Origin of the sequence: Pseudomonas sp. PAMC 26793 (assembly GCF_000313235.1) — a bacterium.
Lineage (GTDB): Bacteria > Pseudomonadota > Gammaproteobacteria > Pseudomonadales > Pseudomonadaceae > Aquipseudomonas > Aquipseudomonas yamanorum.
In genome coordinates this window covers 187,477-210,300 of sequence record NZ_AMXG01000054.1, presented here as the reverse complement: position 1 = coordinate 210,300, position 22,824 = coordinate 187,477, and the positions used below count along the sequence as shown (strand labels likewise).

The following is a 22,824-nucleotide window of genomic DNA, read 5'->3' as shown; positions in this document are numbered from 1 at the left end:
CAGTGAACCTTCACCGATGCCGGTGACTCGAAACCAAAAGTAAACAGACCCGCTACTCACGGAGATAACCATGGCCAGAAAAACGGCAAAGACTGCTCAAGAAATACTGATGGCGGATTTTCAAACCCTGGTCAGCGATACCGAGAAGCTGCTGGACGACACGGCGATCCTCGCCGGTGACCAGGCAGACGAGCTCCGCAGCAAGATTCACGACAGCCTGCTCAAGGCCCGTGAAACCCTGCAACTGACCGAAGACTCCCTGCGCGAGCGCGGCCAGGCGGCCGTCACGGCCACTGAAGACTATGTCCAGGCCAACCCTTGGCAGTCCGTTGGTATTGCGGCGGGCGTGGGCTTTTTGATCGGCCTGCTGGCTACAAGGCGCTAACTATGTCTATCGGCGAATCCGGCTCGTCCACGGGCCCAAGTTCTACCTCACGGCGCCTGGGCGCGGCTGTCCTGGGTTTGCTGCACAGCCACGTCGAGCTGTTTGGCATCGAGTTGCAGGAGCAGAAGGCCCGCACCGTCAGCCTGTTGCTGTTCGCCGGCCTGGCGCTGGTGTTTGCCTTGCTGCTGTTGGTGGGTTTGTCGGCGCTGGTGATGATTCTAGTGTGGGATACCTACCGCCTGACCGGGATCATCAGCCTGTGTGTGTTCTACATACTGGCCGCAGCGTTCTGCGGGTTGCGCCTGAAGGCGGCGGTGTTCGATGAGTCCACGCCGTTCCACGCCACCCTCGAAGAGCTGGCCAACGACCGGGAGCGCCTGCTGCCATGAGCATGACTGAATTGCCGCAAAACACTTCCCGGCGGGAGATGCGCAAGGCGTTGATCCGCCTGCGCATGGAAATGCACCGCCAGGAAATTCGTCACGAGTCCCAGCAACTGATGCTGCCGTTGCAAAAGGTCCGCAACATGGGCCAGAGCTGGCAGGACGGTTTTGGCATCAAGCACGCGCCGCTGTGGGGCGTAGGCGTGGTGACGCTGCTGGGCTTTCTTACCGGCAAAGGCGCCAAGAGCGGCGGGATCAGCACCATGACTCGTCTGGTACGGCTTGGCGCCGGTCTGATCCCGTTGATCAAACTGGCCATGCAAGGTGCTTCGCGCAAACGTTGAGCCGCGCTGGCTGCATTCTTGCAGACAGATCAGGCCCGGCCCTCACCGTTGAGGGTCGGGCCTTTTTATTCCGGTCTTTTAAGGAGGCCCTGTGATCGACGGGCAACCGCTCGCCTGCTTCCAGCCATTCATCGACACCGCCACCGGCCGCATCGCCGGCGTAGAAGCCTTGGGCCGACTACGCCAGGCGAATGGCCAACTGCGCTCGGTGGGTCCGCTGTTTGCCGATCCGCGCACGCCCTCCGTGGCCTTGCGCCGCCTGGACCGGCAGATCCGCGACAATGCCCTGAGCCGTCTGCATGAGGCCCCGCAAGAGTGGTTCCTCAGCCTGAACATCTCGCCACGCTGGATCAGCCGGCTGCGCCCGGGGCAGGCCTTGCCGAGCCTGAAGCAGTTGCAGGTGCATAACGTCGACCCGCGCCGCATCGTGTTCGAGATCACTGAGCTGGGTGGCGATATCCTGCGCCTGGCCGAAGTCGTAGAACGCTACCGCGAGGCCGGAGCGCGGATTGCCATTGATGACTTCGGCGCCGGGTATTCGCAGTTGGACCGCGTGTTGGCCTTGCAGCCCGACATCCTCAAGCTGGACATGCGCCTGTTCCAGGCAGCTGCCCGGGGAGGGCCCAGCGGGGACGTGGTGCGGGCACTGGCACAAATGGCGGAAAAAACCGGCTGCTGGATCATTGCCGAAGGCGTCGAGACCGAGGCCCAGCTGAATTTCGCCCTGGAATGCGGTTCGCGCTATGTCCAGGGCTACCTGTTCGCCCAGGCCCAGCTGGACTGGTTCCCCACCGATGCATTCGTGCCGCGCTTCGCCCAACTGCGCACCGCGTATGTCCAACAGAAGCTGGCGGAGCGTGGCCGGATCATGCAACTGCGCCAGCAACTGGCGGAACTGATGCAGATCCTGCAAACCTGGGCCCACACCCATGCACCGCTGAGCCAACTGCCGCAATTGCCGGCATTTCCCTGGCTGCTGCGTTTTTACCAGTGCGACCGGCATGGCACGCAACTGACACCCAACTTCGAATGGCACCAGGGCGCGTGGCAAGCCGACGGCCGCTACCTGGGGCACAACTGGTCTTGGCGCCCGTATTTTTATCACCTGCTGGCCGAAGGTTGGGAGGAGCGACGACTGACCCTGTCCTCGACCTATCGCGATGCCACGACCAACCAATACTGCCTGACTGCAGGACAATTCTTTGATAACGGTCGGCGCCTGCTGTTAATCGATATCGACGCCGTCGGCTTGTAGTTTTTCGCTTGCGAAGGCCCGGCTGAACCGGGAAGCTGGGAGGCGTCATTCACCGCACGGAGAGTACCCGCCTTGGATTGGCCCACCCTGCTTACCCGCGAACGCCTTGGAAAACCGCTGCACAGTCCCGAAGAGCTGGGCCGCAGCCCGTTTCACAAAGACCATGACCGCATCATCTTCTCCGGCGCATTTCGCCGCCTGGGCCGCAAGACCCAAGTGCATCCGGTGACCAGCAACGATCACATCCATACGCGGCTGACCCACTCCCTGGAAGTCAGCTGCGTGGGACGGTCCCTGGGCATGCGCGTGGGCGAGACCCTCCGCAGCGCCCTGCCCGACTGGTGTGACCCGAGCGACCTGGGCATGGTGGTGCAGTCGGCCTGCCTGGCCCACGACATCGGCAATCCGCCCTTTGGTCATTCTGGTGAAGACGCGATCCGGCACTGGTTCCAGCAGGCGTCGGGGCGTGGCTGGCTGGATGACATGACCAGCGCCGAACGCAATGACTTCCTGAATTTCGAAGGCAATGCCCAGGGCTTCCGGGTACTGACGCAGTTGGAATACCACCAGTTCGACGGCGGCACCCGGCTGACCTACGCCACCTTGGGCACCTACCTGAAATACCCCTGGACCGCGCGCCACGCCGACTCGCTGGGCTACAAGAAACACAAGTTCGGCTGCTACCAGAGCGAGCTGCCGATTCTTGAGCAGATCGCCCAGAAGCTCGGCTTGCCGCAACTGGAAGAACAGCGCTGGGCCCGGCATCCGTTGGTGTACCTGATGGAGGCGGCCGACGATATCTGCTACGCGTTGATCGACCTCGAAGACGGACTGGAAATGGAGCTGCTGGAATACGCCGAGGTCGAGTCATTGCTGCTGGACCTGGTGGGCGACGATTTACCGCAAACCTATCGCCAACTCGGCCCGCAGGATTCCCGGCGACGCAAGCTGGCGATTTTGCGGGGCAAGGCCATCGAGCACCTGACCAACGCCGCTGCCAGAGCGTTCGTCGAGCAACAGGAAGCGCTGCTGGCCGGCACCCTGCCGGGGGACCTGGTGGAGCATATGCACGGCCCCGCCAAGCGTTGCGTACTGGATGCCAAGGACATGGCGCGCAAGAAGATCTTCCAGGACAAGCGCAAGACCCTGCATGAAATCGGCGCCTACACCACCCTGGAAATCCTCTTGAATGCCTTCTGCGGGGCGGCACTGGAACAACATGGCGGTCGCACCCCGTCGTTCAAGAACCGGCGCATCCTCGACCTGCTGGGCAATAGCGCCCCGGACCCGTCGTGGTCATTGCACGCCTCCTTCCTGCGCATGATCGACTTCATCGCCGGCATGACCGACAGCTACGCCAGTGAGATGGCCCGAGAAATGACCGGGCGCTCCAGCCCGCAATGAAGCAGCGCCCTGGCTTACGGCCAGGGCCACTTTTCAAAGAATCGCCCTACGCACGGAACAGAGCGGCCTGATCGAAGTTTTTCTGCGCCGCGATGAATAATCGCGCGCCCAGACCGCAGTCTTTCGACACATTTCTGCGCCCCATCGCTGGCGGGCCCATTACCTTCTAACTACACGCCCTGGCGGAGCGTCTTCAGGGCACTTGGCCATTTCATGGAAAAACCCATGCTCGAACAACTTCGTATCCTGTTGGTGGAGGATCACCCCTTTCAATTGCTGGCCACCCAGTGCCTGTTGCGAAACTACGGCTACCACGACCTGACCCTGGCTGAGAACGCCGAGCAGGCCATGCGCCTGATGACAGAAACCGACAGGCCATTCGATATTCTGCTGTGTGATCAATGTTTGCCGGACCTGCCCGGGCTGGAGCTGATTGAAATCGCCAACCGCAGAGGCTTTATAAAATCCGCGATATTGCTCAGCGGCCTGCCCCTGAACGAACTGCAAAACCTCGAGGCCCAGGCACAGGAGCGCAACTTTCCGTTACTTGGCTCCTTGTCGAAGCCGCTGAACCACCTTGAGCTAAGCGAACTCATACGCCAATCGCGCCCCTCCCCGCTCAACAGGAAAGTAGGAAGTTAAACGCCCGCTCACTTCGAACATTCTTCGTTATAACGCTGCTCTCTCACGGGCACTTATTTTCAAACTCCGCTCACGCAAAATTCTTACACCCGAACAACAAATACCCGACAGAGCGTAATCCCTTGCTTTTTTTGATGTAGGAATATTCTTGTTTTACGTTTGTTCCACATCACGCTCATCCTCCTGCATTGCCATGTGAGCTAATGTGCCGACTTTATTTGCGCTTGTATGGAATACGACCATGAACTCAGTTTTTATTATCGACGACCACCCCGTTATACGACTTGCCATTCGAATGTTGTTGGAACATGAAGGTTATAAAGTAGTTGGAGAAGCCGACAACGGTTGTGACGCAATACAAATGGTCAAGGAGTGCCAGCCGGACCTGATCATCCTTGATATCGGGATTCCTAAACTCGACGGCCTGGAAGTATTGTGCCGATTCAACTCAATGAGCACGCCCACCAAGACGTTGATCCTCACCGCCCAGACCCCGAAGCTGTTCGCCACACGGTGCATGCGCTCCGGCGCCGACGGATATGTCTGCAAGGAAGGTGACTTAAGTGAGCTACTGAGCGCCATCAGGGCAGTCTTGTCAGGTTACAACTACTTTCCGAGCCAGGCCCTTAATGGCAGCACTAATGAAACAGATTGCAATGAAGAGCTTGAACTTTTTAAAGTCGTCAATGATCGCGAACTCATGGTATTGCAACTTTTCGCACAAGGCCGGACAAACAAGGAAATAGCCAAGGGCATGTTCCTCAGCAACAAGACTGTCAGCACCTACAAAAAAAGGCTCATGCAAAAACTAAAAGCCAAATCCTTGGTAGAACTTATCGAGATGGCAAAACGTAACGCGCTAGTGTGAGAAATCGGATGCCCAGGCGTTTAAAGGACTATCTAATCATATTGAGTATCGGGGTGTGCCTCAGCACTGCCGTGCCTGCCGAACAAACGGCTCCCGAGCAATACGCGCTGCTGGGACGCGCCGGTGCCGTTCAACTGGACACTTCACTGAACAAGACACAACGCCAGTGGCTGCAGAACAAACGGGAACTGATACTGGGCACGTCTGCGCCAGACTACCCGCCCTTCGACATCACCTCCAGCGGACAGGATTATGAAGGGCTGACCGCCGATTACGCCGGCCTGGTGGCCAGGACGCTGGCAATACCGCTGAAGGTATTGCGCTACTCCACCCGGGAGGCCGCGATCCAGGCGCTGGAAAACGGTGATATCGACTTTCTGGGGTCCGCCAACGGCTTTGAAGCGGCGAATCCCGACATCGTCCTGTCATTGCCCTACGCGGTGGATCAGCCGGTACTGGTCACCCGTGAAGGTGAAAACCGTAACCTTGGCGACGGCTTGGCGGGCTTGCGCCTGAGCCTTGTCTACCACTATCTGCCCATGGATGAAGTGCAGGCGCTGTATCCAAAGGCGACCATCCACGCCTACTCGTCCTATCAAAATGCCTTGAATGCGGTGGCATTCGACCAGGCTGATGTATTCCTGGGCGATACCATTTCCACTCATTACATGATCAACAAGGGCTACCTGAAAAATATCCGCATGGCCAACTTCGGCAAGCACGAAGCCCACGGATTCAGTTTCGCCTTGCGCAAGGATCAACCCATTCTCCTGAGCATCATCGATTCAGTGCTCGATGGCATATCAACCTATGAACGCGAGAGCATCGCCAAGCGCTGGAGTGCGGGCAGCGACATTCTCCTGACCGACCGCAAGCTGCAACTGACCCTGCGTGAAGAGCGCTGGCTCAAGGACCACCCGGTGGTGAAGGTGGTGGTCAATGAAACCCTTGCGCCCCTGACATTCTTTGACATCGACGGCAACTTCCGGGGTGTCACAGCCGATCTGCTGGAGCTGATCCGCCTACGAACCGGCCTGCGCTTCAAGATTCAACACGAGCGTAACGTCGCCAACATGATCGAACTGGTGCAAACCGGCGCAGCTGACATCATCGGCGCAATTACCCCCAGCACCGGCCGCGAGTCCCGGTTGAATTTCAGCCGCCCCTACCTGGAAAACTCCTATGTATTGCTGACCCGCAAAGAAGCCGGCACCCCCACAAGCCTTGAACAAATGGCCGGCAAGCGCCTGGCGATCACCCAGGGCAATCAGCTGGAAAAATTCCTGCAGCAGGCGTTTGCGCAGATAAACCTGGTGGAAACCGGGGATACCTTCAAAGCATCGGAATTGTTGGCACAAGGGCAAGTGGACGGCGCGGTGAACCCCTTGGTGATCGCCAACTATTTGCTTTCTTCTCCGGCATTCAAGGACAAATTACAGATCAGCTCCAGCATCGGCACGTTGCCCGCATCCTTTGCCCTGGCGACGTCCCGTGACGCCACGGAGCTGAGTTCGATTCTGGACAAGGCGCTGCTGAGTATCGCCCCGGATGAGATGGCGGCGATCAACAGCCGCTGGCGCGGCTACAACGCGGCGTCCGATGGCTACTGGCGTAATTACCACCGCCTGATCGCCCAGATCATCATCGGCACCGGACTGCTGCTGCTGATTTCCCTGGCCTGGAACGGCTACCTGCAGCGCCAGATCAAGCATCGAAAACTGGCCGAGCGCGCCCTGAACGACCAGTTTGAGTTCATGCGGGCGCTGGTCAATGAAACGCCTCACCCGATCTACGTTCGCGACCACAACGGCTTTCTGCAAACCTGCAATGACAGCTACCTGCAGACGTTCGACGTCAAGCGTGAAGAGGTCATCGGCAAGAGCATCACCCAGATGAGCATGGCGCTAGAGACGGAGTCGGCCCAATACCATGCCGACTATCAGCGGGTAGTGGCCGAGGGTAAACCGCTGATCCTTGATCGCACCCTGCATGTCCATGGGAAAAAACTCACGATCTACCACTGGATTCTCCCGTACCGCGACTCCATGGGCGAGGTCCAGGGCATCATTGGCGGCTGGATCGATATCAGCGAACGGCGCCAGTTGTTCGATGAACTTCGCGCCGCCAAGGAGCGTGCCGACGAAGCCAACCGCGCGAAAAGCACGTTCCTGGCCACCATGAGCCACGAAATCCGCACACCGAGGAACGCCGTCATCGGCATGCTCGAGTTGACACTCAAGCGTGCCGACCAGGGGCACCTCGATCGCCCCGCCATCGAGGTCGCCTACAACTCGGCCAAGGACCTGCTGGAGCTCATCGGCGACATTCTGGACATCGCACGCATCGAATCCGGCCGCCTGAGCCTGGCGCCGGAGCGGGTCAACCTGCGCGAGGTGATCGAGTCGGTGGTCCGTGTGTTCGACGGCCTGGCGCGTCAGAAAACCCTGAGCCTGGTGCTGGAATTCGCCCCCGATGCCGGCGACACCGACGTACTGATCGATCCGTTGCGGTTCAAGCAGGTGCTGTCGAACCTGGTGAGCAATGCGATCAAATTCACTGAACGCGGGCAGGTGAAGATCAAGGTGCAACTGAAGGCGACCGGGCAACCTCAACAGATCGAGATGAAACTGGTGGTGGAGGACACAGGCATCGGGATCAATCGCGAAGACCAGTTACGCCTGTTCGAACCTTTTGCCCAAGCCGACAACTCCGGGCACCTGGCCAGGAGCGGCGCCGGCCTGGGCCTGGTGATCTGTCGCAGCCTGTGCGCCATGATGGGCGGGCAATTGAGCCTCAGCAGCGTGCCCATGGTGGGCACCCAGGTGCACGTCAGCCTGAAGATGACCAGCCTGCAGCCGGTCAAGGCGGTAGACAAGCTGGAGCCTGCCGCGACCACGCCGGCACCGGTACTCAATGTGCTGGTGGTGGATGACCATCCTGCCAACCGCTTGCTCATGTGCCAGCAACTGGGCTTCCTGAGGCATCAGTTCACCGCGGCCCATCATGGCGCTGCGGGGTTCCAGGCCTGGCGCGAGGAACACTTCGACCTGGTCATTGCCGATTGCAATATGCCGATCATGAACGGCTACGAGTTGAGTCATTCCATCCGCGAGTATGAGCAGCGTGAGCAAAAAACGCCCTGTGTGATACTCGGTTTTACCGCCAACGCCCAACCCGAGGAGAAACAACGTTGCTTCAACGCGGGCATGAATGACTGCCTGTTCAAACCCATCAGCCTCACCGCGCTGGAACAGCAACTGGCACAAGTCTGCCCGCTGCCGATGCGCAGCGTGTTCACCCTTCAAAGCCTGGACGCGATGACAGGCGGCGACCCTCAGTTGAGCCAGCGTCTGCTTGAAGAGTTACTCAGCAGCAGCCGCCATGATCGAGCCGAGCTGATGGCCCTGCTGGCGCAACAAGCTGCCCCCCAGGACCTGATCGAGCAGGCTCACAAGATCAAGGGTGCCGCACGGATCATCCAGGCGGACATCCTGGCCGGACAATGCGAGGCGCTGGAGCAGGCCTGTGGCCAAGGCGAGAATCAGCACGTTATCGAGGTGGGTATCAAGGCGATGGAGAAATCCATGCTTGAGCTGGAAAGAATGCTGCAGATGCAACTGGACGTGCTCGAACGCCGGTAATCGGTAGGAGCGAGCTTGCTCGCTCCTACAAAAAGACTCAGTCCATCAGCAATCGGTCAACCGCAGGAAAATCGCCGCCAACTCCTCGATGCCGGCCTGATCCTGCGGGGTAAACCGCGACAGCGACGGGCTGTCCAGGTCCAGCACACCAATCAAGCGCCCGTCCTTGACCAGCGGAACCACCAGCTCGCTGTTCGACGCGCTGTCGCAGGCGATATGCCCCGGGAATGCATGCACGTCTTCCACCCGCTGGGTTTGCCGCGAGGCCGCTGCCGCGCCGCACACACCGCGACCAAATGGAATGCGCACACAGGCGATCTGCCCCTGGAAAGGCCCGAGTACCAACTCTTCATTGCGGTTGAGGTAGAAGCCCGCCCAGTTCAAATCATCCAGCTGGTTGAACAGAAACGCCGAAAACTGCGCCGCATTGGCGATGAAATCCCGCTCATCCGCCAACAGCGATTCCAGCTGTGCATGCAGCATGGCGTAGCCATCAAGGCCGGCTCCGGACGGTTGCAAATCGATCATGGTTGACGCTCCAACAACTTGAGGCCCACCCAATAGCGGGCGAACTGATAGGCACAACGGCCGTTGCGATTGCCACGCCCGGTCGCCCAGCGCACCGCGAGGATGTCCAGCTCTTCATCGCGCTGCCACTGCAAACCGGCCTTGCTCGCCAACTCACCGATCCAGTGCTCGACCACATCCAGGAAGTGCTCCTGATTGAACGGGTAGAACGACAGCCACAAACCAAACCGGTCAGACAGGGCAATCTTGTCCTCCACCGCTTCGTTGGGATGCAGTTCGCCGTCTATCGTTTTCCAGTTTTCGTTGTCGCTCTGGTTCTCGGGCACCAGGTGACGGCGGTTGGAGGTGGCATACAACAGGACGTTTTCCGGCGCCTGCTCCAGGGAACCGTCGAGTACACTCTTGAGCACACGGTAATCGCTCTCGCCGGCTTCGAAGGACAGGTCATCGCAGAACAACACAAAGCGCTGTGGCAATTTGATCAGTTGCTCGACCACGCGCGGCAGGTCCGCCAGGTGATCGCGCTCGATCTCGATCAGGCGCAAACCGGCCTTGGCATGCTGGGCCAGCAAGGCGCGCACCATGGACGATTTACCGGTGCCGCGCGAACCCCAGAGCAACGCATGGTTGGCCGGCAGGCCGTCGAGAAACTGCTGGGTGTTGCGGGCCAATTGTTCGCGCTGTTTATCCACGCCGATCAAGTCGGACAGGCGCATGTCCAGGCTGACTTCCAGCGGCAATAAAAAGCCGCTGCGCCCTTCGCGCTGCCAGCGGGCAGCCAGGCAATGGTTCCAGTCAACGGCCTCACGTGGCGCGGGTAACAAGGGCTCCAGGCGAGCCAGTACCGCGTCGGCACGCTCAAGAAAGGCATTCAATCGAGAATCCACGACTATTCCTCTGGCAAGTTCTTGTAAAAGATGGCGTATTGGCAACCCTGGGGCAGACCGTGCAGGGCTGCACCGAATAAAATCGATTCATGCCGGGCAAGTTTGAGCCTGTGGATGTTCAGCTATGCTTGCCGGGCGAAAGGAAACGTAAAGTGGTACAGCACCCGATGGATATCAAGTTCGCCCACCGCTTGTCTTATAAACAAGCCAGACTGACAGTGCTGGTCGGATTCGTCTTGGGAACCTTGCTCAGCCTGATACAGATTGGGATTGATTATGCCAGCGAAGACGCTTCCATCAACCGGGAAATACGTGCGCTGATTGAAATCAGCCATAACCCGGCTTCACGCATCGCCTATAACATCGACGCCGAACTGGCCCAGGAACTGACCCTGGGCCTGTTGTACTCCCCTGCCATCACCCGCGCCCAACTGATCGACAACAACGGTTTGGTCCTGGCCGATGTCCAGCGCGCGCGCAAGGAAAGCAGCTACCGCCCCATCAGCGACTTCCTGTTTGGCGCCAACCGCCAATTCGAAGACCGGCTGTACCTCACTCATATGCCCAATGACGCCCTTGGCGTATTGCGCCTGGACGTCGACACCTACGCGTTCGGCAGCCGCTTCCTGCGCCGCGCCGAGATTACCCTGCTCAACGGCTTTGCCCGCAGTCTGATCCTCACCGGCATTCTGTTGGCGCTGTTCTGCGTGATGCTGACCAAGCCGCTGGTGCGCATCATCCGCGAGCTGAGCTCACGCAAGCACGAGCGCCTGGACTGCCCGCCGGGGCACGAGCACGACGAGATCGGCGTACTGGTCAACGTTGCCAACCAGCAGTTTGAAAACATGGAGACTGAGATCCAGCAACGCCGACACGCCGAAAACCGCCTGACTGAATACCTCGGGCAACTGGAAGACATCGTTTCTGCGCGCACCACCGAACTCAAGGCCATCAATCATCGACTGACGCTGTCGAACGACGAACTGGAAGCGGCGAAGATGACGGCCCTGTCCATGGCCCAGGCACGGGCGGCATTCCTCGCCAACATGAGCCATGAAATCCGTACGCCGCTCAACGGTCTGCTGGGGATGATCGCCCTCTCCCTCGACAGCCCGCTGAATGCCGAGCAACGTCAGCAGCTGTCGATCGCCCATGACTCGGGCAAAGTGCTGGTGGAGTTGCTCAACGATATCCTCGACCTGTCCAAGTTCGACGCCGGCCAACTGGAACTGGAAAGCATCCCGTTCGACCTCGGCTCACTGGTGGAAGACACCGCCAACCTGCTCTCGCAAAACGCCGCACCCAGCGTTGAACTGACGTGCCTGATCGACCCACAGTTTCCCGCCCAAGTGCTGGGCGACCCGACGCGGGTACGGCAGATCGTCAGCAATTTGCTGTCCAACGCCCTGAAGTTCACGCGCTTTGGCCGGGTGGACGTGCGCCTCAGCGCCCAGGCCGACCGGGTCAGAATCGAGGTGTGCGACACCGGTATCGGGATTGCGCAGGATGCTCAGGTCAAGATCTTCCAGCCGTTCACCCAAGCCGGTGCGGGCATCACCCGCCAGTTTGGCGGGACCGGCCTGGGCTTGGCACTGACCCACAACCTGTGCGAGGCCATGAAGGGCCGCCTGAGCATCAGCTCCGAGGCCGGCTTTGGCAGCCAGTTCTGCGCCGACCTGCCACTGCCGACGCATTTACCGGCTGTACGCCTGGCGCCGCTGGCAGGGGACGTGATCGCGATCACCAGCAGCAGTAGCGGCCTGGCGGAACTCCTCAACAGCCTGCTGCCGAGCTGGGGCCTGACGCCGCGCCGCTACTCCATCGACGATGACTTGAGCGGGCAGCATCCTGACCTGTTGATCACCGACTGTCCCGAATGCCTGTTTCGCCTGCGCCCGTCGATCACCGCGCCGATCCTGGTGGTGACCGCCTACGGCAACTTCATGCCAAGCGGAGAAGTCGCGGCCCTGGCGCCGTTGCAACAACAAGCCCGGCCCCTGAGCCGCACGGCGCTGTATCAGATTCTGCAACGCAACCTGCGCATCGATACGGACGTGGTGCTTGACCTGATCCAGCTGGAAACCGGCCCCCTCGCTCACCGGGCACGCGTCCTGCTGGTGGAAGACAACCCGGTCAATCAACTGGTGGCCAAGGGCATGCTCGGCAAGCTCGGCTGCGAGGTGATCGTCGCCGCCCACGGTGGCGAAGCCCTTAAGCTGCTGGAAGAGCAAAGCTTCGACATGGTGTTGATGGACTGCAATATGCCGGTGATGGATGGCTATGAGGCCAGCCGGCAAATCCGTCGCAGCGGGCGCTGGCCGGACCTGCCGATTGTCGCGCTGACGGCCAACGCCATGTCCGAGGAGCGCGAGCGCTGCCGGGCGGCAGGCATGAATGACTACCTGGCCAAGCCGTTTCGCCGGGAAGAACTCAAGGCCTTGCTCGACCTGTGGGTGCCGACTACGACAAGTCTTTGATCTGTCGCAACAGCTGATCCAGGCCGTCACGCAAGGCATCGGCCTGGTTCAGGTCAACCCCGCTGTCACACAACAGACGGGCCTTCAGCGGCTGCACTTGGTCACGCAAGTGTCGACCTTCATCGGTCAGGCTCAGGTGCACTTCACGCTCATCCTGCGCACTGCGCTGACGCCGCACCAGAGCCAGCTGCTCCAAGCGCTTGAGCAGCGGCGTCAGCGTGCCGGAATCCAGCATCAAGCGCTCGCCCAAGGCCTTGACCGTAGGCTGCGACACCGCTGCAGCCTGCCATTCCCACAGCACCAGCATCACCAGGTATTGCGGGTAGGTCAGCCCCAACTGATCGAGCATCGGCTTGTAGGCCCGGGTAACCGCACGGGAGGCGGCGTAGAGCTTGAAGCACAGTTGGTCGTCAAGCGCCAAAGACAGGTCGGTCATTTGAGCAGGGCTTCAATCTCTTGGGTCAGGTCCTGAGGCTTGGTGGTCGGGGCAAAACGCTTGACCACCTGGCCGTCGCGGCCGATCAGGAACTTGGTGAAGTTCCACTTGATGCCCTTGGAACCCAGCAAACCCGGGGCCTGCTTTTTAAGCTGTACGAACAATGGGTGAGCATCGCTGCCATTGACGTCGATCTTCTTGAACAGAGGGAAACTGACACCGAAGTTCAGCTCGCAAAACTCCGAAATGGCGCCCTCGTTGCCGGGCTCCTGCTTGCCGAACTGGTTGCAGGGAAAGCCCAGCACCACCAGCCCCTGGTCCTTGTAATGCTGCCAGAGTTCCTCAAGCCCTTTGTATTGCGGGGTGAAGCCGCACTTGCTGGCAGTGTTGACCACAAGAATCGCCTTGCCGGCGAAATCGGCCAAGGTCTTTTGCTCACCCTTGATGGTGGTGCATGGGATGCTCAGCAGGTTGTCGCTCATGGCAGTGCCTCGAAAGAAATAAGAAGACCTGAACGATAGTAGGCAATTCAATTGTGTGCAATTTAATTGCCCGGACTTATACCTTGATATAAAGGTCCCTGCGGACGCAAAGGCCCGCAGGAGCTTGACGGTTCAGCGCGGCACCAGGTCCAGGCACACCGAATTGATGCAGTAACGCAACCCGGTCGGCGGCGGACCATCCGGGAACACGTGGCCCAGGTGCGCATCGCACTTGGCGCAGGTGACTTCAGTACGGATCATGCCGTGGCTGATATCGCGAATCTCGACCATTGCCTGCTCGGCAATCGGCTCGTAGAAGCTGGGCCAGCCGCACCCGGAGTCAAACTTGGCCTTGGAATCGAACAGCGGCTCATTGCAGCAGATGCAGTGGTAAACGCCGTCGGTCTTGGTGCCGTTGTACTTGCCGCTGAACGGTCGCTCGGTGCCTTTGAGGCGGCACACGTTGTACTGCTCCGGGTCGAGCATGGCTTTCCATTCATCAACGGTTTTCTGCAACTTTTCCATCGGTACACCTCGGCAACTGAAAAAGCCTGATCTGTGTCTTTTCCATGGATCAGGCGGCACGTATGATTGCGCCTCTTCAAAGCGCCAGTCTGGCACCCGCGTTACCGGCATTCAAACGTATTTATGGGTCAGGCCAACGCAGGATTCTCAGCACGGTAGTCCTCAGACCGTCTGGATCGTTCATTTTCAGGATCACATCGCCATGCAGGTCAGCAAATCGAACAAGCTCGCCAACGTCTGCTACGACATTCGCGGCCCGGTGCTCAAGCACGCCAAACGCCTGGAAGAGGAAGGCCATCGCATCCTCAAGCTGAACATTGGCAACCCGGCACCCTTTGGTTTCGAAGCGCCGGACGAAATCCTCCAGGACGTGATCCGCAACCTGCCGACCGCCCAGGGCTACAGCGACTCCAAAGGCCTGTTCAGCGCGCGCAAGGCCGTCATGCAGTACTACCAGCAGAAGCAGGTTGAAGGTGTCGGCATCGAAGACATCTACCTGGGCAACGGCGTGTCCGAGCTGATCGTCATGTCCATGCAGGCCCTGCTCAACAACGGCGACGAAGTGCTGGTGCCCGCCCCCGACTACCCGCTGTGGACTGCCGCCGTAACCCTGGCCGGTGGCAATCCGGTGCATTACCTGTGTGACGAGGGCGCGGACTGGTTCCCGGACCTGGCCGACATCAAGGCCAAGATCACGCCGAACACCAAGGCCCTGGTGATCATCAACCCGAACAACCCCACCGGCGCCGTCTACTCCAAGGAAGTGCTGCTGGGCATGCTCGAACTGGCGCGCCAGCACAACCTGGTGGTGTTCTCCGACGAGATCTACGACAAGATTCTGTACGACGACGCCGTGCACATCTGCACCGCCTCCCTGGCGCCGGACCTGCTGTGCCTGACCTTCAACGGCCTGTCGAAGTCCTACCGGGTGGCGGGTTTCCGTTCCGGCTGGATCGCGATTTCCGGCCCCAAGCACAATGCCCAGAGCTACATCGAGGGCATCGACATGCTGGCCAACATGCGCCTGTGTGCCAACGTGCCGAGCCAGCACGCCATCCAGACCGCATTGGGCGGCTACCAGAGCATCAACGACCTGGTGCTGCCACAAGGCCGCCTGCTGGAGCAGCGCAACCGCACATGGGAACTGCTGAACGCAATTCCGGGCGTCAGCTGCGTCAAGCCCATGGGCGCGCTGTATGCCTTCCCGCGGATCGACCCGAAAGTGTGCCCGATCCTCAATGACGAGAAGTTCGTGCTCGACCTGCTGCTGTCGGAAAAGCTGCTGGTGGTCCAGGGCACGGCGTTCAACTGGCCGTGGCCGGATCACTTCCGGGTGGTCACCTTGCCGCGGGTGGATGACCTGGAGATGGCCATCGGTCGCATCGGCAACTTCCTGAAGTCTTATCGCCAGTAATGGACATCGCGCTGTACGGCCCAACTGAGGTCGTACAGCGATTATCTGGCAACACTTCTCTGCCCTGCGCGGGCCCCTTCGCCTTTTACACTCAACGGGTCCACCCTTGTTCGGGCATCACCCTATAATTACAGGGCCGCAAGGTAATGGAGCGAGACAGCCGAGCCGCTTCAGGCCTCGGAAATTCCCTTCAAGGCTCTACATTCAGGCTGTAGGACACAGTTTGAAATAGTCCCTCGGTTGAATAGCCCCATGCTGCACCTTATATACCCCGCAGTACGCGACATATTTAGCATGAGGAGAATTCTACAACCATGATGCGCATTCTGCTGTTCTTGGCCACTAACCTGGCGGTCGTGCTGATTGCCAGCATCACGCTGAGCCTTTTCGGCTTCAATGGGATCATGGCGGCCAACGGGGTTGATCTGAACCTCAATCAGCTGCTGATCTTCTGTGCGGTCTTTGGTTTTGCCGGTTCGATTTTCTCGCTGTTCATCTCCAAGTGGATGGCGAAGATGAGCACCAGCACCCAGATCATCACCCAGCCACGTACCCGTCATGAGCAATGGCTGCTGCAAACCGTCGAGCAATTGTCCCGCGAAGCCGGGATCAAGATGCCTGAAGTCGGGATCTTCCCGGCCTATGAAGCCAACGCCTTTGCCACCGGCTGGAACAAGAACGACGCCCTTGTGGCCGTCAGCCAGGGTTTGCTGGAGCGGTTCTCGCCCGATGAAATCAAGGCGGTTCTGGCCCACGAAATCGGCCACGTAGCCAACGGTGACATGGTTACCCTGGCGCTGGTCCAGGGCGTGGTGAACACCTTCGTGATGTTCTTTGCGCGGATCATCGGCAACTTCGTCGACAAGGTGATCTTCAAGAACGAACAAGGCCAGGGCATGGCCTACTACGTGGCGACGATCTTCGCCGAACTGGTGCTGGGCTTCCTCGCCAGCTCGATCGTGATGTGGTTCTCGCGTAAACGGGAATTCCGCGCAGACGAAGCCGGTGCTCGCCTGGCCGGTACCGGCGCCATGATCAGCGCCCTGCAGCACCTGCGCTCTGAACAGGGCTTGCCGGTGCATATGCCGAACACCCTGACGGCCTTTGGCATCAACGGTGGCATCAAGCAAGGCATGGCTCGCCTGTTCATGAGCCACCCACCGCTGGAAGAGCGGATTGACGCACTGCGTCGTCGCGGCTGACAGCGACAAGAAGAAGGGGCGATTTGATCGCCCCTTTTTTTGTGGGTGCGATTCAGCCCTTGGTCAACCGATACACCCGCTCTTCCAGGCGCGTGACGCCGTCCTGAACAAACTTCCAGCTGTCACCCAGAATGTCCTGCTCCTCGAGTACATCCAGGCCCCATTGCGCACCAAGCAGCAGCCTCGCCTCCTCACCACTGACCGCAAACGGCGGGCCTGCCTTCTGCGACTGTTCATAGTCGAGGGTGATCAACAGGCCACGACTGCCTCCCGCCAGGAGCCCGTTCAAGTGCCCGGCATACTGCTCCCGCATCAACGGCGGCAGGGCAATCAACGCCGCCCTGTCGTAAAGCGCCCGGCAATCAGCCACTGCGCCAGCATCCAGCGCGAAGAAATCCCCGCACCAGAGTTCGATGGAGCCCGCCTGAAAGACCTTGAAGGCACCCCGCTGACTAATCTGTGGCGTCAGCTCCTGCTCGCTGAAAAACTCTTCAACGGCCTTTTCCGACAGTTCAACCCCCATCACCCGATGCCCGACACTCGCCAGCCACACCAGGTCCAGGCTCTTGCCGCACAACGGCACCAGCACCTGCGCCCCGTTCGCCACGCCCAGGCCGGGCCAATGGCGCAACAGGTAAGGATTCACCTCGGGCAGATGGAAGCCCGTCTGATTGCGCGCCCAACGCTCATGCCAAAATCCAGGCTCCATGATTCACCCTAAAACTTGATCAAATAGCGCTAAAACTTATATTAGATTTAGATCAATGATCCGATTGAAGATGGTCCCATCTTAACCCTCAGGACCCGATCATGCTCCCCAGCCTGTTTATCTCCCACGGTTCACCGATGCTTGCCCTGGAACCCGGTGCCAGCGGCCCGGCACTCAAGCGCCTGGCAGCCGAGTTGCCACGGCCCAAGGCCATTGTGGTGGTCTCGGCACACTGGGAAAGCCAGGGTTTGCTCGTGACCGGCAGCGCCGCGCCCGAGACCTGGCACGACTTCGGCGGCTTCCCGCGAGAACTGTTCGCCGTACAGTACCCGGCGCCCGGTGACCCGGCATTGGCCGCCGAGATAGTCCAATTGCTCAAGGCTGACGGCCTGGAGGCGCGGATTGATGACCAGCGCCCCTTCGACCACGGCACCTGGGTCCCGCTGTCGCTGATGTACCCGGCCGCCGATATTCCGGTGGTGCAGGTATCACTGCCAAGCCGTATGGGCCCTGCCCTGCAAACCCGTGTCGGCCACGCACTGGCGAGCCTGCGGGAACAAGGCGTGCTGCTGATCGGCTCCGGCAGCATTACCCACAACCTCGGCGAGCTGGACTGGCATGCCGGGCCCGAGAGCATCGAGCCCTGGGCCCGGGATTTTCGCGATTGGATGGTCAGCAAGCTGGCGGCCAACGATGAAGCCGCCCTGCACGACTATCGTCGCCAGGCCCCCCATGCCGTGCGCAGCCACCCCAGCGATGAGCATTTGCTGCCGCTGTATTTCGCCCGGGGTGCCGGCGGTGAATTCAGCGCAGCCCACCAAGGCTTCACCATGGGCGCGCTGGGCATGGACATCTACCGTTTCGCCTGATCGCAGGCAAAAAAAATCCCCGAACCAGTCGGGGATTTTTTATGTTCGATCAATCAGCCCAAGGGCGGATCAATCTTCGCGGTAGCGACGCAGCTTCAACTGCTTACCGGCAACGCGAGTGTCCTTCAGCTTGGTCAGGAGTTTCTCCAGACCATCTTCCGGCAGCTCCACCAGGGAGAAGCTGTCACGCACCTGGATGCGACCGATTGCTTCACGTGCCAGGCCACCCTCGTTGAGGATAGCGCCCAGCAGGTTCTTGGCGGCAATACCATCACGCGCGCCCAGCGCGGTACGGCAGCGAGCACGACCTTCAGCCAATGGAACCGGAGCACGACGCTCACGATCACCACGGTCTGGACGGTCGCCAGTACGTTCTGGACGATCACCGCGCGGAGCGTTGTTCGGCACCAGTGGACGTTCTTTCTCGATGGCTGCCAGGGTCAGGGCCTGACCGTTGGTAGCCTTGCGCAGCAGGGCGGCAGCCAGGGCACGCGGGGTGCAACCGATATCGGCAGTCAGGCGGTCCAGCAGGTCGCCGTGGGTCGATTCAGCGTCAGCCACCAGCGGCGACAGGCTGTTGGTCAGTTTCTTGATGCGGGCATCGAGAACAGCCTGGGCATCCGGCAGGCGGACTTCGGCAACTTTCTGACCGGTTACACGCTCGATCACTTGCAGCATGCGGCGCTCACGTGGAGTCACCAGCAACAATGCACGACCTTCGCGACCGGCACGGCCGGTACGGCCGATACGGTGAACGTAGGACTCTGGATCGTAAGGCATGTCAACGTTGAACACGTGAGTGATACGTGGAACGTCGAGGCCACGAGCGGCAACGTCGGTCGCCACAACGATGTCCAGACGGCCATCCTTGAGGGAGTCGATCACGCGCTCACGCTGGTTCTGGGCAATGTCACCGTTCAGCGCAGCGGCTTTGTAGCCTTTGGCTTCCAGGGCGCTGGCCAGGTCCAGGGTCGCTTGCTTGGTGCGCACGAACATGATCAGGGCGTCGAAGTCTTCGACTTCCAGCAGGCTCAATACAGCCGAGGTCTTCTGGTCAGCGTGAACCAACAGGTGAGCCTGTTCGATCGCGGTAACGGTCTGAGTCTTGGTCTGGATCTTCACGTGTTGCGGATCGCGCAGGTGGCGTTCGGCAATGGCACGGATCGACTGTGGCAGGGTAGCCGAGAACAGTACGGTCTGACGGGTTGCTGGCAGCGCCTTGAAGATAACTTCCAAGTCGTCCATGAAGCCCAGCTTGAGCATTTCGTCAGCTTCGTCCAGAACCAGGTGGTTCACGGTCGACAGTACTTTTTCGTCGCGACGCAGGTGGTCGCACAGACGGCCCGGAGTGGCGACAACGATCTGTGCGCCGTTACGGATTGCTTTCAGTTGTGGGCCCATAGGCGCGCCGCCGTAAACGGCCACAACGGTAACGCCCGGCATTTGCTTGGCGTAGGTTTCGAAAGCGGTTGCTACTTGCAGCGCCAACTCACGGGTTGGCGCCAGGATCAGGGCTTGCGGCTCGCGCTTGGCAGGATCGATGCAGTGCAGGATTGGCAGGGCGAACGCGGCGGTTTTACCGGTACCGGTTTGCGCTTGGCCAATCATGTCTTGGCCGGCCATGATGATCGGGATCGATTGCTGCTGAATAGCCGAAGGTTCTTCGTAGCCAGTCGCGATGACGGCAGCAAGAATATTCGGGTTAAGATTAAAAGCGGCGAAGCCGCCGGTTTCCTGGGTCATGGGTCTGCCTCTAAGTGCATCCGCAAAGACCCATGCTCCAAAGCTGCGCATGCCGTGTTGAGACTCAAGAGTCGCCCTGGCTGCTTTGTCGGCGGGGATTTGCGAAAACGAATGAATGAAAAAGATTCGTCAAGGAAGAGTCCGCTGTGCGGACGTGCAGCCGAAGCTGACTTCGGGGAATTGCGCTACCTAAACGCGGCCCGGTTAAAGGCCGGCGCGCACTATACCGGAAATCGCTGAAAAAGGGAGCTTTTTTTATCGGAAAACACAGGTGAACAGCTCTGCATCAAAGGCTTTGCGCATTGCGGTAAGCGGGTCTATTTTTCAAAGGCCCGGCCCTGTTGGTCATGACGCTTAAACGCTTCACCTTTCACAGCGGGCCCTTCGGTCCGAAACCTCCCTTTGCGCCCGAGGGCACACCCCATGAACCAAGCCAGCAGCAGCCGCGTCAGCCGTGAACAGCAGGGCCATATCCTGTTGTTGGGTCTGGATCGCGTGGCCAAGCGCAATGCGTTCGACCTGGAATTGCTCAATGAGCTGAGCCTGGCGTATGGCGAATTTGATCGCAACGAGGAGGCGCGGGTGGCCATTGTCTTCGGGCATGGCGATCATTTTACCGCCGGGTTGGACTTGGCCAATGTCGGGCCGACGATGGCACAAGGTTGGCAACCGCCTCTGGGTGGCTGTGATCCGTGGGGAGTTTTCGCGGGGCCCCGGGTCAGCAAGCCGGTGATTGTTGCGGCTCAGGGGTACTGCCTGACCATTGGTATCGAGTTGATGTTGGCGGCGGATATCAACCTGTGTGCCAGCAATACCCGCTTTGCGCAGATGGAGGTACAGCGTGGGATTTTTCCTTTTGGGGGCGCGACGTTGCGTTTTCATCAGATCGCGGGGTGGGGGAATGCCATGCGCTGGTTGCTCACGGGGGATGAGTTTGATGCCCATGAAGCGCTGCGGTTGGGGTTGGTGCAGGAGGTGATGGCCAGCGAGGATTTGTTGCCCCGGGCGGTGGTGCTGGCGAATCGCATTGCACAGCAGGCACCGCTGGGGGTGCAGGCCACGCTGATGTCGGCGCGCCAGGCACGGATCGAGGGGGAGACCGCGGCGGCGGCCGGGTTGCCCGTTTTGGTGGAGAAACTGCTGAACAGTGAGGATGCCAAGGAAGGTGTACGGGCGATGGTCGAGAAGCGGCCTGGGGTTTTTAAAGGCTGTTGATGGGGGGGGCTTGGGGCGGGGTACATATCCATTGTTTTTGTAACGGCCACTTAGGGTTCCGCTCTTACAGCGGCTCACTTTTGAAGAGCGCAAAAGTAAGCAAAACGCTCTTGCCCCACCACTCGGCACCTCGCTTAGGCTCGGTGTGCCCACTCCGGCCAGCGTGGTTTAATGGGGCGCCTAAGATCAAGATCAAAAGCAGATCAAGAGCACAGCGGCCTCCCGGCCGGCTTGAGTGTTTTAGAGCAACAGCACAATCAAAAGCTAAAGCGGGCACGGTCCAAATGTGGGAGCGGGCTTGCTCGCGAAGGTCGTTAACGATGACGCTGGCATTCTGGATGAACGCGGCGCTCTCAGGTTTTTCGCGAGCAAGCCCGCTCCCACAGAAAAGCAGCTCTGCTTCCGCTCTGGATCTTGCCTCTGCTTTTAACACTCAAGCCGGCCGGGAGGCCGCTGTGCTCTTGCTTTTGATTTTGATCTTGATCTGCAAGCCCCGTTAACCACGACGGCCGCAAGTAGGCACGGTGGAGCGGGTAAATCGGCAGGGATGCCGATTTAGCCGCGCCGGGCCATGGATGGCCCGTCGCGGCGGCCCGCGGAACCGGGCCGGAGTGCGGGCATGCCGAGCCTAGGCGAGGCACCGAGTGGTGGGGCAAAGACCTTTTGGTTACTTTTGGGGCGTTTGCCAAAAGTGACCCGCTGTAAGAGCGGAACCCTAAGTAGCCGTTACCGCAGCAACGGATATGTACACAACATACCTAACCCAAACCATAAAAAAACGGCGCTCACGGGGCGCCGTTTTCTCCACATCCGCAACGAACACCCTCAGTAGTAGGCGTTTTCTTTCTGCGTATGGTCAGTCACATCCCGCACACCCTTGAGCTCCGGAACCCGCTCAAGCAGCGTACGCTCAATCCCCTCACGCAAGGTCACGTCCGCCTGGCCACAGCCCTGGCAACCGCCACCAAACTTCAACACAGCAATACCATCATCGACCACATCAATCAGGCTCACCTGACCACCGTGGCTGGCCAGCCCGGGATTGATCTCGGTCTGCAGGTAATAGTTGATACGCTCGTTAATCGGGCTATCCGCATTAACGTTCGGCACCTTGGCGTTCGGCGCCTTGATGGTCAGTTGGCCCCCCATACGATCAGTGGCGTAATCAACCACTGCATCGTCAAGGAACGCTTCGCTGAACGCATCGATATACGCCGTGAAGCTTTTCAGCCCCAGCGCCGTATCTTCAGGTTTTTCTTCTCCCGGCTTGCAGTAGGCAATGCACGTCTCCGCGTACTGGGTGCCGGGCTGGGTGATAAAGACGCGGATCCCGATGCCCGGGGTGTTCTGCTTCGACAGCAAATCAGCCAGGTAATCGTGGGCGGCGTCGGTAATGGTAATAGCGGTCATGGAAA

General features: G+C 59.7%; 21 protein-coding genes. 13 read left to right on the top strand and 8 right to left on the bottom strand.

Annotation, left to right across the window (positions count from 1 at the left end; all coding sequences use genetic code 11):
- Nucleotides 1-70 precede the first annotated feature (70 nt).
- The 8 genes from D109_RS0128790 (at nt 71) to D109_RS0128755 (ending at nt 8,922) form a co-directional block, all read left to right on the top strand.
- A complete protein-coding gene (locus D109_RS0128790; protein ID WP_026078283.1) occupies nt 71-385 on the top strand; it encodes a YqjD family protein in 315 nt (104 codons plus the stop codon).
- A gap of 2 nt (nt 386-387) precedes the next feature.
- Complete coding sequence (locus tag D109_RS0128785) at nt 388-774, top strand: phage holin family protein (RefSeq protein WP_003209078.1); 387 nt, start codon at nt 388-390, stop codon at nt 772-774.
- Nucleotides 771-1,112: a hypothetical protein gene (locus tag D109_RS0128780; protein WP_017479965.1), complete on the top strand. Its 342-nt coding sequence runs from the start codon at nt 771-773 to the stop codon at nt 1,110-1,112. Before D109_RS0128785 ends, D109_RS0128780 begins: the two co-directional genes overlap by 4 nt.
- A 91-nt stretch (nt 1,113-1,203) precedes the next feature.
- Nucleotides 1,204-2,367 (top strand): EAL domain-containing protein, encoded by a 1,164-nt coding sequence (locus D109_RS0128775; RefSeq protein WP_017479964.1) that lies wholly within the window; start codon nt 1,204-1,206, stop codon nt 2,365-2,367.
- A gap of 72 nt (nt 2,368-2,439) precedes the next feature.
- The gene (locus D109_RS0128770) at nt 2,440-3,771 is read left to right on the top strand and encodes a deoxyguanosinetriphosphate triphosphohydrolase (protein ID WP_017479963.1); all 1,332 of its coding nucleotides are present in this window, start codon (nt 2,440-2,442) and stop codon (nt 3,769-3,771) included.
- Between the two features lie 225 nt (nt 3,772-3,996).
- The gene (locus D109_RS0128765) at nt 3,997-4,413 is read left to right on the top strand and encodes a response regulator (protein WP_017479962.1); all 417 of its coding nucleotides are present in this window, start codon (nt 3,997-3,999) and stop codon (nt 4,411-4,413) included.
- Nucleotides 4,414-4,654: 241 nt separating this feature from the next.
- Nucleotides 4,655-5,281, top strand: coding sequence for a response regulator transcription factor (locus D109_RS0128760; protein WP_017479961.1), 627 nt, complete (start codon nt 4,655-4,657; stop codon nt 5,279-5,281).
- Nucleotides 5,282-5,289: 8 nt separating this feature from the next.
- On the top strand, nt 5,290-8,922 hold the full coding sequence (locus tag D109_RS0128755; RefSeq protein WP_026078282.1) for a transporter substrate-binding domain-containing protein: 3,633 nt from the start codon (nt 5,290-5,292) through the stop codon (nt 8,920-8,922).
- Between the two features lie 45 nt (nt 8,923-8,967).
- Here the strand turns inward: D109_RS0128755 and D109_RS0128750 are convergent, their stop codons facing one another.
- Entirely contained in the window at nt 8,968-9,450 is a 483-nt protein-coding gene (locus tag D109_RS0128750; RefSeq protein WP_017479959.1) for a GAF domain-containing protein, read from the bottom strand.
- Nucleotides 9,447-10,337, bottom strand: a complete 891-nt coding sequence (locus tag D109_RS0128745; RefSeq protein ID WP_003209065.1) for an ATP-binding protein — start codon at nt 10,335-10,337, stop codon at nt 9,447-9,449. The genes D109_RS0128750 and D109_RS0128745 overlap by 4 nt, the downstream gene beginning before the upstream one ends.
- Before the next feature lie 167 nt (nt 10,338-10,504).
- Between D109_RS0128745 and D109_RS0128740 the strand changes: the two genes are divergently transcribed.
- A complete protein-coding gene (locus tag D109_RS0128740; RefSeq protein WP_017479957.1) occupies nt 10,505-12,814 on the top strand; it encodes a response regulator in 2,310 nt (769 codons plus the stop codon).
- Here the strand turns inward: D109_RS0128740 and D109_RS0128735 are convergent.
- The 3 genes from D109_RS0128735 to msrB all read right to left on the bottom strand — a co-directional run bounded on the left by D109_RS0128735 (nt 12,798) and on the right by msrB (nt 14,257).
- Nucleotides 12,798-13,250, bottom strand: a complete 453-nt coding sequence (locus D109_RS0128735; protein WP_017479956.1) for a MarR family winged helix-turn-helix transcriptional regulator — start codon at nt 13,248-13,250, stop codon at nt 12,798-12,800. The two genes, D109_RS0128740 and D109_RS0128735, sit on opposite strands and share 17 nt — an antisense overlap.
- Nucleotides 13,247-13,732, bottom strand: a complete 486-nt coding sequence (locus D109_RS0128730) for a glutathione peroxidase (RefSeq protein ID WP_003209061.1) — start codon at nt 13,730-13,732, stop codon at nt 13,247-13,249. Before D109_RS0128730 ends, D109_RS0128735 begins: the two co-directional genes overlap by 4 nt.
- A 132-nt stretch (nt 13,733-13,864) precedes the next feature.
- A complete protein-coding gene (gene msrB / locus D109_RS0128725; RefSeq protein WP_017479955.1) occupies nt 13,865-14,257 on the bottom strand; it encodes a peptide-methionine (R)-S-oxide reductase MsrB in 393 nt (130 codons plus the stop codon).
- A gap of 202 nt (nt 14,258-14,459) precedes the next feature.
- Between msrB and D109_RS0128720 the strand changes: the two genes are divergently transcribed.
- Together D109_RS0128720 and htpX are read left to right on the top strand one after the other, a co-directional pair.
- Complete coding sequence (locus tag D109_RS0128720; protein ID WP_017479954.1) at nt 14,460-15,671, top strand: pyridoxal phosphate-dependent aminotransferase; 1,212 nt, start codon at nt 14,460-14,462, stop codon at nt 15,669-15,671.
- Nucleotides 15,672-15,985: 314 nt separating this feature from the next.
- On the top strand, nt 15,986-16,873 hold the full coding sequence (gene htpX / locus D109_RS0128715; protein ID WP_003209055.1) for a protease HtpX: 888 nt from the start codon (nt 15,986-15,988) through the stop codon (nt 16,871-16,873).
- Between the two features lie 52 nt (nt 16,874-16,925).
- Here htpX and D109_RS0128710 read toward each other — a convergent pair whose 3' ends face one another.
- The gene (locus D109_RS0128710) at nt 16,926-17,582 is read right to left on the bottom strand and encodes a thiopurine S-methyltransferase (protein WP_017479953.1); all 657 of its coding nucleotides are present in this window, start codon (nt 17,580-17,582) and stop codon (nt 16,926-16,928) included.
- A gap of 101 nt (nt 17,583-17,683) precedes the next feature.
- On the opposite strand from D109_RS0128710, the gene D109_RS0128705 reads away from it, so the two are divergent.
- Nucleotides 17,684-18,451 (top strand): class III extradiol ring-cleavage dioxygenase, encoded by a 768-nt coding sequence (locus D109_RS0128705; RefSeq protein WP_017479952.1) that lies wholly within the window; start codon nt 17,684-17,686, stop codon nt 18,449-18,451.
- Between the two features lie 69 nt (nt 18,452-18,520).
- Here D109_RS0128705 and D109_RS0128700 read toward each other — a convergent pair whose 3' ends face one another.
- Complete coding sequence (locus D109_RS0128700) at nt 18,521-20,194, bottom strand: DEAD/DEAH box helicase (RefSeq protein ID WP_003209050.1); 1,674 nt, start codon at nt 20,192-20,194, stop codon at nt 18,521-18,523.
- A gap of 423 nt (nt 20,195-20,617) precedes the next feature.
- Between D109_RS0128700 and D109_RS0128695 the strand changes: the two genes are divergently transcribed.
- Nucleotides 20,618-21,409 (top strand): crotonase/enoyl-CoA hydratase family protein, encoded by a 792-nt coding sequence (locus tag D109_RS0128695; RefSeq protein ID WP_017479951.1) that lies wholly within the window; start codon nt 20,618-20,620, stop codon nt 21,407-21,409.
- Between the two features lie 825 nt (nt 21,410-22,234).
- Here D109_RS0128695 and nfuA read toward each other — a convergent pair.
- The gene (gene nfuA, locus D109_RS0128690) at nt 22,235-22,819 is read right to left on the bottom strand and encodes a Fe-S biogenesis protein NfuA (RefSeq protein ID WP_003210817.1); all 585 of its coding nucleotides are present in this window, start codon (nt 22,817-22,819) and stop codon (nt 22,235-22,237) included.
- Between the last annotated feature and the right edge of the window lie 5 nt (nt 22,820-22,824).